At 71.0% G+C, this 14,005-nt stretch carries 10 protein-coding genes; 4 read left to right on the top strand and 6 right to left on the bottom strand.

Annotated features, from left to right (window positions below; translation table 11 throughout):
- The first annotated feature begins 74 nt into the window (after positions 1-74).
- From ACQEU8_RS08585 to ACQEU8_RS08575, 3 genes are all read left to right on the top strand, one after another.
- Positions 75-1,601 carry a glycosyltransferase family 39 protein gene (locus ACQEU8_RS08585; protein ID WP_433098509.1) on the top strand — a complete coding sequence of 509 codons (1,527 nt, stop codon included), beginning with the start codon at positions 75-77 and terminating at the stop codon, positions 1,599-1,601.
- A 175-nt stretch (positions 1,602-1,776) separates the two neighbouring features.
- Entirely contained in the window at positions 1,777-2,292 is a 516-nt protein-coding gene (locus ACQEU8_RS08580) for a hypothetical protein (RefSeq protein WP_433098507.1), read from the top strand.
- The gene (locus tag ACQEU8_RS08575) at positions 2,292-4,607 is read left to right on the top strand and encodes a hypothetical protein (protein ID WP_433098505.1); all 2,316 of its coding nucleotides are present in this window, start codon (positions 2,292-2,294) and stop codon (positions 4,605-4,607) included. Before ACQEU8_RS08580 ends, ACQEU8_RS08575 begins: the two co-directional genes overlap by 1 nt.
- A gap of 86 nt (positions 4,608-4,693) precedes the next feature.
- Here ACQEU8_RS08575 and ACQEU8_RS08570 read toward each other — a convergent pair whose 3' ends face one another.
- The 5 genes from ACQEU8_RS08570 to ACQEU8_RS08550 all read right to left on the bottom strand — a co-directional run bounded on the left by ACQEU8_RS08570 (position 4,694) and on the right by ACQEU8_RS08550 (position 11,212).
- Positions 4,694-6,814 carry a 3-hydroxyacyl-CoA dehydrogenase NAD-binding domain-containing protein gene (locus tag ACQEU8_RS08570; protein WP_433098503.1) on the bottom strand — a complete coding sequence of 707 codons (2,121 nt, stop codon included), beginning with the start codon at positions 6,812-6,814 and terminating at the stop codon, positions 4,694-4,696.
- Between the two features lie 2 nt (positions 6,815-6,816).
- Entirely contained in the window at positions 6,817-8,031 is a 1,215-nt protein-coding gene (locus ACQEU8_RS08565) for a thiolase family protein (RefSeq protein WP_433098501.1), read from the bottom strand.
- Between the two features lie 119 nt (positions 8,032-8,150).
- A complete protein-coding gene (locus ACQEU8_RS08560) occupies positions 8,151-9,413 on the bottom strand; it encodes a ribonuclease D (protein ID WP_433098499.1) in 1,263 nt (420 codons plus the stop codon).
- Between the two features lie 125 nt (positions 9,414-9,538).
- Entirely contained in the window at positions 9,539-10,219 is a 681-nt protein-coding gene (locus tag ACQEU8_RS08555; RefSeq protein WP_099884917.1) for a response regulator transcription factor, read from the bottom strand.
- Positions 10,220-10,540: 321 nt separating this feature from the next.
- Complete coding sequence (locus ACQEU8_RS08550) at positions 10,541-11,212, bottom strand: DUF3000 domain-containing protein (RefSeq protein ID WP_433098497.1); 672 nt, start codon at positions 11,210-11,212, stop codon at positions 10,541-10,543.
- A 73-nt stretch (positions 11,213-11,285) separates the two neighbouring features.
- On the opposite strand from ACQEU8_RS08550, the gene hemE reads away from it, so the two are divergent.
- Entirely contained in the window at positions 11,286-12,374 is a 1,089-nt protein-coding gene (gene hemE / locus ACQEU8_RS08545) for a uroporphyrinogen decarboxylase (protein WP_433098495.1), read from the top strand.
- A gap of 155 nt (positions 12,375-12,529) precedes the next feature.
- On the opposite strand, the gene ACQEU8_RS08540 is transcribed toward hemE, so the two are convergent.
- The gene (locus tag ACQEU8_RS08540; protein WP_433098493.1) at positions 12,530-13,933 is read right to left on the bottom strand and encodes an FAD-dependent oxidoreductase; all 1,404 of its coding nucleotides are present in this window, start codon (positions 13,931-13,933) and stop codon (positions 12,530-12,532) included.
- Positions 13,934-14,005 lie beyond the last annotated feature (72 nt).

The following is a 14,005-nucleotide window of genomic DNA, read 5'->3' as shown; positions in this document are numbered from 1 at the left end:
GTTCCCCGCGCCCCTGACGGGGCGCGTTTCCCCTCGCTGCGAGCCCCCGTGCCGGGTGCCGCTAAATTGGGGGGATGCCGTTGTCCCCTGTCGCGGAGCACCACACCACCGCTGCCAGCGCGAAGGTGGCGAACTGGACGCGGCTTGTCACTGTCCTCGTCGCCCTCACCGTCCTCACCCGTCTCCCGTCCTTCGCGCGTACGCCGTGGAACCCCGACGAGGGCTTTCTGGCGACCCAGGCGCGGCAACTGGCCGATGGGGGAGTGCTCTACGACACCGTTGTGGACCGGAAGCCTCCGTTCGTGCCGCTGCTGTACCGGGGCGCCTTCGCGGTGTTCGGTGACGACTCGCTGTGGCCGCTGCGGGTCGCGGCCGTCCTCGCCGTCGTGGTGGGTGCGGTGCTGGCCGCCTCGCTGGCGGCCCGGCGCTGGGGTGAGCGGGCGGCATGGACGGGCGGTATCTGCTACGTCTTTCTGACGGTCGGTCTGAAGCCGGAGGACACCCAGGCGGCGACGTTCGAGGTCTTCATGCTGCCGTGGACCGTCGCGGCGGTCTGGTACGCGGAGCGGGCCCGCTGGCTCGGCGCCGGACTGGCGGTGGCCGGAGCAGTGCTCTCGAAACAGACCGGTGGTGCCGTGCTGTTGCCCGTGCTGGCGCTGCTGTGGCAGGCCCGCGCGGGCTGGGGGGCCTTCTTCCGGGTCGGTGCCGGAGCAGCGCTCCCGGTGGTGAGCGCTGCTCTCGCTTTCGATCCGGGCCGCTTCCTGTACTGGATCGCCACCGGCTCCGGTTCGTACCTCTCCGCCGACGGAGCCGGGCTCAAGCCGCTGTTGCGCGCGCTCGCGGGGACGGGACTGCTGACGCTCGCCGCCCTCCCGCTCGTCGTGGCCCTCGTCCGCGCCGTCCGCTCCCGGGCAGCCGCGGGGCCCGCCGCCCGTGCCCCGCTCCACGGCACCGCCGACCTGTGGATCTGGCTCGCCGCCTCGCTCGGCGCCGCCACGGTCGGCTTCCAGTTCTTCGGGCACTACTTCCTCCAACTCGTCCCGCCCCTCGCGCTGCTGGGTGCCGCGGCGCTGCACGAGCTCACCGTCCGCGCCGCCACCGTGGCGCTCGCCGCCACCGCGTTCCTGGCGTGTGTGTTCGTCGGCTGGGGCTTCACCGACAGCCGTGCCGAGGTCGACCACGCGCGCCGGCTGGCCGACACCGTGCGCTCCTACACCGACCACAAGGACCGGGTGCTGCTGTGGGGCATGCACCCGGAGGGGTACTGGCTGGCCAAGCGCTCTCCCGCGTCGCGCTATCTGACCGCCGGGTTCCTCACCAACTTCAGCGGCGGCCGGGGCGAGGCCCGGGTGGGGGAGCGGTACGCGATGGAGGGCGCCTGGCCGCACTTCGAACGGGAACTGCGCCGGCGCCCGCCGGAGCTGATCGTCGACGACTCGCGCGGCAAGCGGTACGGCGTCCAGCAGATCCCCACGCTGCGCCGGCACCTCGCCCGCCACTACGAGAAGGTGGCCACCATCGACGGCTCGTCGTTCTACCTGCGCACTCGCCCGGAGATCCGCTCCTCCTCGCGGGCGAGCGGGGTTTCACAGCCCCGCTGACCGGGCGCCTCCGGCGGTCTGTTTCTCAGTTGTTGCCGACTGCTGCCCACTGTCCAGTTCCCGCTCTCCCGTTGATCGTCTGCTGTTTCCCTGCGGAAGTTAGGTTCGCCGCCCCGCGTGCGTCAGGCCGTCGCACGCGGAGACATCCGCACGACGCAGGGAACGGGAGGACAGCTTGTCGTTCGAGCAGGAGTGGGCCGGACTGAAGGCCGCGTACGCGCCCGAGGGGACGGCTCACATGCGCCTCGCCGGGACCGGCGCACACGGGGGCGTCACCGGTGGCGGCGGCGCAGCGAACGGGAAGAAGCGGCTCAATGTGACGGCCCCCGTGCTGCGGGGGCGCGCGGGCCGCGCCGAGACCGTACGGGGCCAGTTCCTCAAGGCGGACGACGAGGTCATGCGCGAGACCGGACAGATCACCGGCACCCTCAAGGGCTTCCGTGCGGATGCCGCGATCGCCACCTTCCAGGAGCGCTGGCGCGACCAGATGTCCTACGTCAAGCAGCAGTTCACCGGCACGTCGTCCGCGCTGCGCACCGCGGCGGGCGCGTTCACCAGCGAGGACCACCGGCGCAAGGCAGAGATCGACGCGGTGGCGGGCGGCAAGGACAGCCACGGCAACGGCACGCAAGGCGGCCACCAGCCGGGCACGAAGGACGGCAGCCACGCCCCGGGCGGGGGCAACCGCTGATGACCGACCAGCTCAGCTACACCGACGTACGGCACGCGGACCTCACCCCGCTGGACGAGGCCGTGGGCAAGTGGAAGAACGCGCCCGGCAAGTTCCAGCAGGTGGCCACCAATTTCAACACCGAGGTCGTCAAGGGCCTGGCCAACTCCGACTGGGAGGGCGAGACCGCCGAGGCGGCATGGCGCAAGTTCCGCGGCGTCAAGGCCCAACTGCTGGCAGCGCAGGAGGAGTCCCGGCGGGTGTACACGGTCCTCTCCCAGGCGCTGGCGAGGTTCCGTGCCGCGCAGAAGGAGCTCAAGGCCATCGAGGACGAGCTCCAGGGTCACAAGCACCTCAAGCTCAACAAGCAGGACGGCTCGGTCGCCCTTGAGCTCACCGCAGCGGAGGAGAAGCACCGCACCGCGTACACGAAGTCCTACAGCGAGGCCATCGCCGGATACCGGGACCGCACCCGCGCCGCCCTCAAGAATGCCGACCAGGCCGACCGGGATCTCGCCCAGGCGCTGACCGCGGACGTCAACGGCACCGAACGCGGCTTCAACGACCATGCGTACAACAGCCTCAAGGCCGCCCGGGAGCACGCTGCCCGGGACCTCAAGGAAGCCCTGCATCTGGCGAAGACCGAGAACGGCAAGATGTCGTCCGACCAGCTGGCGCGGCTCACCACGCTGATCAGCCGGCACAGCCAGGACTCGCAGTTCGCCGAGCAGTTCGCCACCAGGCTCGGCGCCGAGCGGACGCTGAAGCTCTGGTACAACGCCACCCACCCGCACAACCTCGACCACCCCGACACCAAGATCGACGACAAGGCGTGGCTGAAGTCGGCCAGGACGCTCCAGGAGTCACTGAGCACCACACTGGCCACCGCCACGAACGTCCACACCCCGGGCATGCGGCAGTGGCAGCACGACATGATAGTGCTGGGCGACAAGCGCCTGGAGAGCAGCGGCGGTACGACGCATCCGTACGGCTTCCAGCTGATGAGCAACCTGATGCACTCGGGTACGTACGACAGCCGCTTTCTGAACCGTTACGGCGACCGGCTCGTCGACTGGGACAAGAAGCTCAACACCCGGGACAACTACGCCTATTGGGCCAACAGCGCCGACACCGACAACCTCAATCCGCGTGGCGGGCCCGGGGACACCGGCCACGACGCGATGGTCGGCTTTCTGGAGGCCCTGGGCCACAATTCCGGCGCCGCCACCGAGTTCTTCGGCCAGCCCGCCGATGTCAACGGCGTCGTGGACCGGGACTCCGAACTCAACGACCGCTTGGAGTATCTGACCAAGGACCGCAACTGGATCTTCGACGGCAACACCCAGGCGGGTCCGCGGCAGTTGCCGGGGCATGAGGCGCTCGGCCACGCGCTCACCGCGGCCACCACGGGCTACTCCTGGGACGACCCGCAGTTGACCGGGAAGAACCCCGAACTCTTCGAGCACGGCGGCGACCGGCGCACCGCCGCCACCGCCGACGTCATGGAACAGGTCGTCCATGTCTACGGCGGCGCTGACGGGCCCAAGCTGCTGCGCGACCAGCCGGCCATCGCGGGGAGTCTGGGCGCGATGGGCGGCGCCTACGTGGACGACATCAACCGAGCCGTCTCCGGCGTGGGCGACTCGTTGCACAGCGACGGAGCCTTCCCGCCCGGCTACCGGGGCGCCGCGTCGCTCAGCCGCGACCAGGCCGTGGACTTCCTCAGTGTCCTGGGCCAGAACGAGACCTCGCACGGCATCATGAACCAGGCCGAACACCTCTACACCCTCGACCGGTTGGCGCAGCAGCCGCCTTCCGAGAGCGACGAGAACTGGGCCACGGGGCGGCGGGTGCTGCTGACGGAGGCCGAAGCACGGGGAACGCTGGACCATTCGCGGGTCCAGCAGATCGAGGCGCAGTACGCTGCCGACAGCGCCGCCGCCAAGCAGGCCTACCGCGATTCCGGCTCCTGGACCCGTGTCGGTATGAGCTCAGCGGCACCCGCTTTGACGAACGGGGTGCTCAATCTCGTGAGCAAGAGCGGGCCCTGGGGCGTGGTGATTCCCATCGTCTCGGGCGGTGGCCTGGAATTCGCGAAGCTCTTCCACAACGATGTGGTTTTCGGCGGGCCCCATCTTCCTGATCCGCCGGAGAACAAGGATCAGTTCTTCGCCCGCGGTGAGCAGGATCTCGGGGGTACTGCGGAGAAATACCTGGAGAAGTACGGGAAGGGGCCTGATGTAACCGGCGATCTCGCCGACGACATCAAGTCCAAGTACCTGGCCATCGGCCCGCAGGGCAACGCCTTCGAAGGCCGCGAGCCCGCTACGAAGTGAAAAAGCCGCCGCCCTTCCCCGATGAATCGGGGCCCCTGAAGACCGGGGCCCCGGACCAGGACCGGGGAAGGGCAGCGGCTACCGCATCATTCCGGAATGCTGGCGAGCCCGGGAGCCAGGAAGCGGCGGCCGGTGACGCGCTCGCTGACACCCTCGCGGTCGAGATAGGGCGTCACACCGCCGAGGTGGAACGGCCACCCCGCACCGGTGATCAGGCACAGGTCGATGTCCTGGGCCTCGGCCACCACACCCTCGTCCAGCATCAGCCGGATCTCCTCGGCGATGGCGTTCAGCGCCCGCTCCCGCACCTGCTCCTCCGTCAGGGAGACATCCCCGAACTGGAAGAGGGCGGCGACCTCCGGGTCCAGCTCCTGTGTGCCCGGCACGTAGAGGTTCCGCTTGCCGGCCTCGACGACCCGCCCCAGATTCTCCGAGACGGCGAACCGGTCCGGGAAGGCGTCGTGCAGCGTGCCCGCGACGTGGTGGGCGACGGCCGGGCCCACCAGCTCCAGCAGCTGGATCGGCGACATGGGCAGCCCCAGCGGCGCCAGCGCCCGGTCGGCGACCTCGACCGGCGTGCCCTCGTCGATGGAGCGCAGCACCTCGCCGAGGAACCGGGTCAACACCCGGTTGACGACGAACGCCGGGGCGTCCTTGACGAGTACGGCCGTCTTCTTCAGCTTCTTGGCGACACCGAAGGCGGTGGCCAGCGCGGCGTCGTCGGTCTTCTCGCCCCGCACGATCTCCAGCAGCGGGAGAATGGCGACCGGGTTGAAGAAGTGGAAGCCCACGACCCGCTCGGGGTGCTTGAGCTGGGAGGCCATCTCGCTGACGGACAGCGAGGAGGTGTTGGTCGCCAGGATGGCGTGCTCCGGCACGGCAGCCTCGACCTCGGCGAACACCTGCTGCTTGACGCCCATCTCCTCGAAGACGGCCTCGATGACGAAGTCGGCGTCGGCGAACGCGGTGGCCTTGTCGAGGGAGCCGGTCACCAGGGCCTTGAGCCGGTTGGCCTTGTCCTGGTTGACCCGGCCCTTGAGCAGCAGCTTGTCGATCTCCTCATGGCAGTAGGCCACGCCCTTGTCGACCCGCTCCTGGTCGATGTCGGTCAGCACGACCGGCACCTCCAGGCGGCGGGCGAACAGCAGCCCGAGCTGCGAGGCCATCAGACCGGCGCCCACGACGCCGACCTTGGTGACCGGGCGCGCCAGATCCTTGGACGGGGCGCCGGCCGGGCGCTTGGCGCGCTTCTGCACCAGGTTGAAGGCGTAGATGCCGCTGCGCAGTTCACCGCCCATGATCAGGTCGGCGAGCGCCTGCGTCTCGGCCTCGAAGCCCTTGCGCAGGTCGCCGTTCTTGGCGGCGGCGATGATGTCCAGGGCGCGGTAGGCAGCCGGGGCCGCGCCGTGCACCTTGCTGTCGGCGATCTGCCGGCCGCGCTCGACGGCCGCGTCCCACGCCTCGCCGCGGTCGATCTCGGGGCGTACGACCTCGATCTCGCCCTTGAGGACGCCCGCGGTCCAGCGCAGCGACTCCTCCAGGAAGTCGGCGCCCTCGAACAGGGCGTCGGCGATGCCCAGTTCGTGGACCTGCTTGCCCTTGAGCTGGCGGTTCTGGTTGAGCGAGTTCTCGATGATGACGCTGACCGCACGGTCGGCGCCGATCAGGTTCGGCAGCAGCGCGCAGCCGCCCCAGCCGGGAACGAGGCCGAGGAAGACCTCGGGCAGCGAGAAGGCGGGCAGCGCGGCGGAGACGGTGCGGTAGGTGCAGTGCAGCCCCACCTCGACGCCGCCGCCCATCGCCGCGCCGTTGTAGTACGCGAACGTCGGCACGGCCAGATTGGCCAGCCGGACGAAGACGTCGTGGCCGCCCTTGCCGATGGCGACCGCGTCCTCGTGCCGCTTCAGCAGCTCGACGCCCTTGAGGTCGGCGCCGACGGCGAAGATGAACGGCTTGCCGGTGAGGCCGACACCCTTGATCTCGCCGTCCGCTGCCTCCTTCTCCACCTGGTCGATGGCGGCGTTCAGATTGGCCAGCGACTGCGGCCCGAAGGTGGTGGGCTTGGTGTGGTCCAGCCCGTTGTCCAGCGTGATGAGGGCGAACCTGCCCGCACCGTACGGCAGGTCGAGGTGGCGTACGTGCGCCTGGGTGACGACCTCGTCCGGGAACAGTTCGGCCGCACCCTTCAGCAGCTCAGCGGTGCTCATTGTTACTTGCCCTCCCAGTGGGGGTTCTCCCAGATGACGGTCCCGCCCATGCCGAAACCGACGCACATGGTGGTCAGGCCGTAGCGGACATGCGGCTGCTCCTCGAACTGGCGGGCGAGCTGGGTCATCAGCCGTACGCCGGAGGAGGCCAGCGGGTGGCCGAAGGCGATGGCACCGCCGTACTGGTTGACGCGCGGGTCGTCGTCGGCGATGCCGTAGTGGTCCAGCAGCGCGAGCACCTGGACGGCGAACGCCTCATTGATCTCGAACAGACCGATGTCGTCGATCGACAGACCGGCCTTGGCCAGCGCCTTCTCGGTGGCCGGAACCGGACCGACGCCCATCACCTCGGGCTCCACACCGGCGAACGCGTACGACACCAGCCGCATCTTCACCGGCAGCCCGAGCTCCTGCGCCACGTCCTCGGCGGCGATCAGGGAGGCGGTGGCGCCGTCGTTCAGCCCGGCGGAGTTGCCCGGCGTGACGCGGCCGTGCGCGCGGAACGGCGTCTTGAGACCGGCCAGCCCTTCCAGCGTGGTGCCGGGCCGCATCGGCTCATCGGCGGTGGCCAGGCCCCAGCCGGTCTCCCCGGCCTCGGGCGAGGTACGGCGAATGGAGATCGGCACCAGATCCGGCTGGATCTTTTCGTTGGCGTACGCCTTGGCCGCCTTCTCCTGGCTGCGCACCGCGAAGGCGTCGGCGCGCTCCTTGGTCAGGTGCGGGAAGCGGTCGTGCAGGTTCTCGGCGGTCATGCCCATGAACATCGCCGACTCGTCGACCAGCTTCTCCGAGACGAAGCGCGGATTGGGGTCCACACCCTCGCCCATTGGGTGCCGACCCATGTGCTCGACACCGCCGGCGACGACGATGTCGTAGGCGCCGAAGGCGATCGAGCCGGAGGTCGTGGTGACAGCCGTCATCGCGCCGGCGCACATCCGGTCGATGGAGTAGCCGGGGACGGTCTGCGGCAGCCCCGCGAGGATCCCGGCGGTGCGGCCCAGGGTCAGCCCCTGGTCACCGATCTGGGTGGTCGCCGCGACGGCGACCTCGTCGATGCGCTCCGGAGGCAGGTCGGGGTTGCGGCGCAGCAGCTCACGGATGCACTTGACGACCAGGTCGTCGGCGCGGGTCTCGTGGTAGATGCCCTTGGGGCCCGCCTTGCCGAACGGTGTGCGAACGCCGTCGACGAAGACGACGTCCCTTGCGGTACGAGGCACGTTGGCTCTCCTCCAGGTGCGGCCAGGGGTCGGTCGCCCCCCATGCTACTTACCGGTAACCACCTGGCAAGGGGCGACCTGACCGAGGGGCACACGTCACACCCAGGTGCCGGGGCCCGTCACGCGGAAGCGGTCAGCGCGGCCCGCAGCAGCTCCGCCGTCTGCGCGATCTGCCACTCCCGCGCCCCCAGCGCCCGCAGCGCGCCGGAGACCGACTCCACGGACACCTCGGCGGGCGGCTCCCAGCACAGCCGCCGCACCGTGTCCGGCGTCAGCAGGTTCTCCTGCGGCAGGTTCAGCTCCTCCGCGTGCTGGGTGACAGCGGCCCTGGCTGCCGTCAGCCGTGCGGCGGCGGCCGGATCCTTGTCGGCCCAGGAACGGGGCGGCGGCGGACCGTTGGTGGCCTGCGCCTGCTGCGGCAGCTCCTCCTCCGGCAGCGCACGGGCCCGCTCGACGGCGGCCTGCCACTGGTCGAGCTGCTTGCGGCCCACCCGCTGGCCGAAGCCGGGCAGCGCGGCCAGCGCCCGGGCGTTCGCCGGCATGGCCAGCGCGGCCTCCACGATCGCCGCGTCGGACAGCACCTTGCCCGGCGAGACGTCCCGCTTGCGCGCCACCGCGTCCCGCGCCTGCCACAGCTCCCGTACGACGGCCATCTGCCGGCGCCGCCGCACCTTGTGCATGCCCGAGGTACGCCGCCAGGGGTCCTTGCGCGGTGCCGGGGCCGGAGCGGCGGCGACGGCCGCGAACTCCTCCTGAGCCCACTCCAGCTTCCCCTGCCGGGACAGCTCCTGCTCCAACGCGTCCCGCAGATCCACCAGCAGCTCCACGTCCAGCGCCGCGTACCGCAGCCAGGGCTCGGGCAGCGGACGGGTGGACCAGTCGACCGCGGAGTGGCCCTTCTCCAGGGCGTATCCGAGCACGTTCTCCACCATCGCGCCCAGACCGACCCGGGCGAATCCGGCGAGCCGCCCGGCCAGCTCGGTGTCGAAGAGCCGCGTGGGCCGCATACCTATTTCCCGCAGACAGGGCAGATCCTGGCTGGCGGCGTGCAGTACCCACTCGGTGCCGGCCAGCGCCGCGTCCAGGCCCGACAGGTCGGGGCAGGCGACCGGATCGATCAGCGCGGTGCCGGCTCCATCGCGGCGCAGTTGAACCAGATAGGCCCGCTGTCCGTACCGGTACCCCGACGCGCGCTCGGCGTCGACTGCCACCGGGCCGCTGCCCGCGGCGAAGGCGTCGGTCACCTGTGCCAGCTCCCCGGCCGTCACCGTGACGGGCGGGATCCCCTCGCGTGGTTCCAGGAGGGGGACCGGCGCCGGGGCGGAGTCCTGGAGGTGGGCCTGAGCTGCGGATGCTGATGCGGTCTCTTGGGCGTCGGTCACCAGTCAAGGGTATCCGCGCGCACCCAATGGCGAGCGCCCGCCGACGGAACGTTACGTCGGCGGGCGCCCGGAAAGCGGAAGGGTGGGGGGAGGACGGAGGAGTACCGGAGAGTAGGGGGCCGGGGTCAGTGGATGATGCCCGTCCGCAGAGCGACGGCGACCATGCCCGCGCGGTCGCCGGTGCCCAGCTTCCGGGCGATCCGGGCGAGGTGGCTCTTGACGGTGAGCGCCGAGAGGCCCATGGACACGCCGATGGCCTTGTTCGACTGGCCCTCGGCGACCAGCCGCAGCACCTCGACCTCGCGGCCCGACAGCTCCCGGTAGCCGCCCGGGTGCCCAGGACCGCCGGGGCCGCCGCCCGGCCTGCGGTGCATACGCGCGGCAGCCGCCGCGCCGATGGGTGCGGCACCGTGCCGGGTGGGCAGCGGGCCGCCCAGGTTGGTGCGGGTGCCGGTGACGACATAGCCCTTGACGCCGCCGGCCAGCGCGTTGCGTACGGCGCCGATGTCGTCGGCGGCGGACAGCGCCAGGCCGTTGGGCCAGCCCGCCGCTCTGGTCTCGGACAGCAGGCTGAGCCCGGAGCCGTCGGGCAGGTGGACGTCGGCCACGCAGATGTCGCGTGGGTTGCCGATTCGGGGGCGGGCCTCCGCGATGGACGACGCCTCGATCACGTCCCGCACGCCGAGAGCCCACAGATGGCGGGTCACGGTGGAACGGACGCGGGGGTCGGCCACGACGACCATGGCCGTCGGCTTGTTCGGGCGGTAGGCGACCAGGCTTGTGGGGTGCTCAAGGAGAACAGACACCGGGCCTCCTGAGGGGAGTGGCTGTGGGGGACGGAACCGAACGAGTCGGGTATTCCGCGTGAAGGGTCACAGACTCCTTCGGCACCTTCTCCACACCTCTTTAGAGAAAGATCACGAATTAGTGACCTGAATTTCCACAATCCGGTTTCCCCCGGTCATTTTCCGCAGCCGGAAAGATTCCTTTGTCTACACAGAGACCGTTGTCCGCACAGCCCTGGGCCGATGAGTGGAATTGCGCGGCGTCTTTGTAGACAAAACGCCGCACCCGGCGGGAGTGGCTCCCGCCGGGTGCGGCACTGAGGGGGTATGGGGGGTGAAGGGCTAGCGCGGTCCCCTGCGCTGGGGGAGCTGGACGACCGAGGAGCTCTCACCCGTCTCCGGGGGCAACCCGGCGCACTGGCAGAGGAGTTCGCACCAGGCGGTCAGATGCGCGGCCGCGTCCGGGGTGGCGCCCTCGGGGGTCCAGCTCGCCCGGATCTCCAGCACCTCCTCCGTGGTGCGCTCCGCCAGCCCGCCGAAAAAGGCCGAACTCGACCGCGTCACCGTCCCGCTGGGCTCCCCGTATCCGGCACCGCGCGCTTCCAGGGCGCCCGTCAGCCAGGTCCACGTCACCTCGGGCAGCAGCGGGTCACCGGCGATCTCCGGCTCCAGCTCGGCCCGGCCCAGCGTGACGACACGGAAGGTGCCCTGCCAGGACTCCTGGCCCTGCGGGTCGTGCAGCAGCACGAACCGGCCGTCGGCCAGCTCGGTGTCCGCGTCGTCCGGCTCCGTCACCGTCGCCTCCAGCGCGAAGGAGTACGGCGCCAGCCGCTTGGGCGCCGGGAGGGGGGAGAGCCGGACCTCGGGGCGCGGGCGGGTCTCGCTCAGCGCCGCGACAGCCGCCCGGAAAGGCGGCGGAGAGGAGTCCCCGCCCCCGCCGCCGGAGCCTCCCGTCCCGCTGGTTTCTTCCACTCCGCCGGAGCCTCCCGCCTTCGCCGCCCGAGCCGCAGTCATGGGCCGAAGAGTAGGCGGACGGCGGGCTTCAGGCTGGTAGGGACACCCCATTAGGCCATGGGAGACTTCGGGTGTGAGTGGAAACGACCGCCCAGAGGGCCAGCCGACGCAGCCAGCGAACGCCGCAGCGGGTGCTGCGGCGGATTCAGCGTTTCTCCGCGCGTGCCGCCGCGAACCGGTGCCGCACACGCCGGTGTGGTTCATGCGGCAGGCCGGCCGCTCGCTGCCCGAGTACCGCAAGGTGCGCGAGGGCATCGCGATGCTGGACTCGTGTATGCGGCCCGATCTCGTCGCCGAGATCACCCTGCAGCCGGTGCGCCGGCACAAGGTGGACGCCGCGATCTACTTCAGCGACATCGTCGTCCCCCTCAAGGCCATCGGCGTCGACCTGGACATCAAGCCCGGTGTCGGCCCCGTCGTGGAGAAGCCGATCCGCACCCGCGCCGACCTGGAGCGGCTGCGGCCCCTGGAGCCCGAGGACGTCTCGTATGTGACCGAGGCCGTCGGCATCCTCACCCGCGAGCTCGGCGCCACTCCGCTCATCGGCTTCGCCGGCGCGCCCTTCACGCTGGCCAGCTATCTGGTCGAGGGCGGCCCCTCGAAGAACCACGAGCGCACCAAGGCGCTGATGTACGGCGACCCCGAACTGTGGGCCGAACTGCTGGACCGGCTCGCGGACATCACCGCCGCCTTCCTGAAGGTCCAGATCGAGGCGGGCGCCGGCGCGGTGCAGCTCTTCGACTCCTGGGTGGGCGCGCTCGCCCCCGAGGACTACCGGCACAGCGTGCTGCCCGCCTCCACGAAGGTGTTCCAGGCCGTCGCGGGGTACGGGGTGCCCCGCATCCACTTCGGCGTCGGCACGGGTGAGTTGCTCGGCCTCATGGGTGAGGCCGGCGCTGATGTCGTCGGTGCCGACTGGCGGGTGCCGGTGGACGAGGCCGCCCGGCGCGTCGGCCCCGGCAAGGCGATCCAGGGCAACCTCGACCCGGCCGTCCTCTTCGCCCCCCGCGACGCGGTGCAGCACCACGCCGCCCGCATCCTGGATGCCGCGCGCGGGTTGGAGGGCCACATCTTCAACCTCGGCCACGGCGTCCTCCCGGAGACCGACCCGCATGCGCTGACGGACCTGGTCGCGTACGTCCATGAGGAGAGCCGCCGCTGAGGTTGCGGCCGTCGCCCACGCTGCCGGACTCTCACCGTCGTGGTTGCGCGCCGTACCGGCGGAGAATGGGTGGGGGCTCCGCCCCCACACCCCGCTGCAGGGCGCAGGGTGGGCAAGCGCAGCACCGGCCACCGGGCCGCAGACGACGGCGGCGGTCAGCCCTCCCTGACCGCCGCGGCGGCTTTGCGGGCGGCGATCAGGACCGGGTCCCAGACGGGGCTGAACGGTGGGGCGTAGCCCAGATCGAGGGCGGTCATCTGCTCCACCGTCATAGCCGCGTGCAACGCAACCGCGGCGATGTCGACGCGTTTGCCGGCGTTCTCGCGGCCGACGATCTGGACGCCGAGCAGCCGTCCCGAGCGGTGTTCGGCGATCATCTTGACGTGGATCGGCCGGGTACCGGGGTAGTAGCCGGCCCGGGTGGTGGACTCGATCACCACGCTGGCGAAGCGGAGCCCGACGGCGGCGGCCTGCGCCTCCAGCAGTCCCGTCCTGGCGATCTCCAGATCGCAGACCTTGCTGACGGCCGTGCCCACCACGCCGGGGAAGGTGGCGTAGCCGCCGCCGATGTTGGCGCCGATGATCTGGCCGTGCTTGTTGGCGTGCGTGCCCAGCGGCACGTGCTGGGCGCGCCCCGAGACGAGGTTGAGCACCTCCACGCAGTCGCCGCCCGCCCAGATGTTCTGCCGGCCGCGGACCCGCATCGCCAGATCCGTCAGCAGCCCCCCGGACTCGCCCAGCGGCAGCCCCGCCTCGCGGGCCAGCTCGGTAGCGGGCTTCACGCCGAGGCCCAGTACGACCACGTCGGCCGGGTACTCGGCGTCCTCGGTCGCGACTGCGCGGGCCCGCCCCCGCGCGTCGGTGAGGACCTCGGTGACGGCGGCGCCCAGCACCGTCTCGATGCCCATGGAACACATCGCCTCGTGCACGAGCTTGCCCATGTCCGGGTCGAGGGTGGACATCGGCTGTTCGGCCTTCTCCAGCACCGTCACCGCGTAGCCGCGCCGGACGAACGCCTCGGCCATCTCCACGCCGATGTAGCCCGCGCCGACGACGACCGCCCGGCGCCGCGCCGCACCGTCCCCAGTCGTACTCCCGGGCTCCACCCTCTGCTCCAACGCGTCCAGCAGCTGCTGGCCGTCGTCCAGCGTCTGCACCCCGTACACGCCCTCGGCGTCGATGCCGGGCAGCGGCGGGCGCACCGGGACCGCGCCGGTGGCCAGCACCAGCTGGTCGTACCCCACCCAGCGCTCGGTGCCCTCCTCGCGCACGCGCACCCGCTGCCCGTCCACGTCCAGCTCGACAGCCTCGGTACGCATCCGCAGGTCGATTCCGCGCGAGCGGTGCTCCTCGGGGGAGCGGGCGATCAGCTTGTCGCGCTCGGCGACGTCACCGGCCACCCAGTACGGGATGCCGCAGGCGGAGTACGAGGAGAAGCCGCCCCGTTCGAAGGCCACGATCTCCAGCTCGTCAGGGCTCTTGAGCCTGCGTGCCTGCGCCGCGGCCGACATCCCCGTCGCATCGCCACCGATGACCACCATCCGCTCCGCTGCCGCCATCGCGGACGCTCCCTTCACCGTTCGGGCCGTGCTGCCCACCGGACGGGCTGCCACTGACAGGGCCCACGCTAT

The sequence above is a fragment of the Streptomyces sp. CA-250714 genome (assembly GCF_050936705.1).
Classification (GTDB): Bacteria; Actinomycetota; Actinomycetes; order Streptomycetales; family Streptomycetaceae; genus Streptomyces.
The sequence above is the reverse complement of the archived record's forward strand: the minus strand, read 5'-3'. Positions and strand labels throughout refer to the sequence as shown.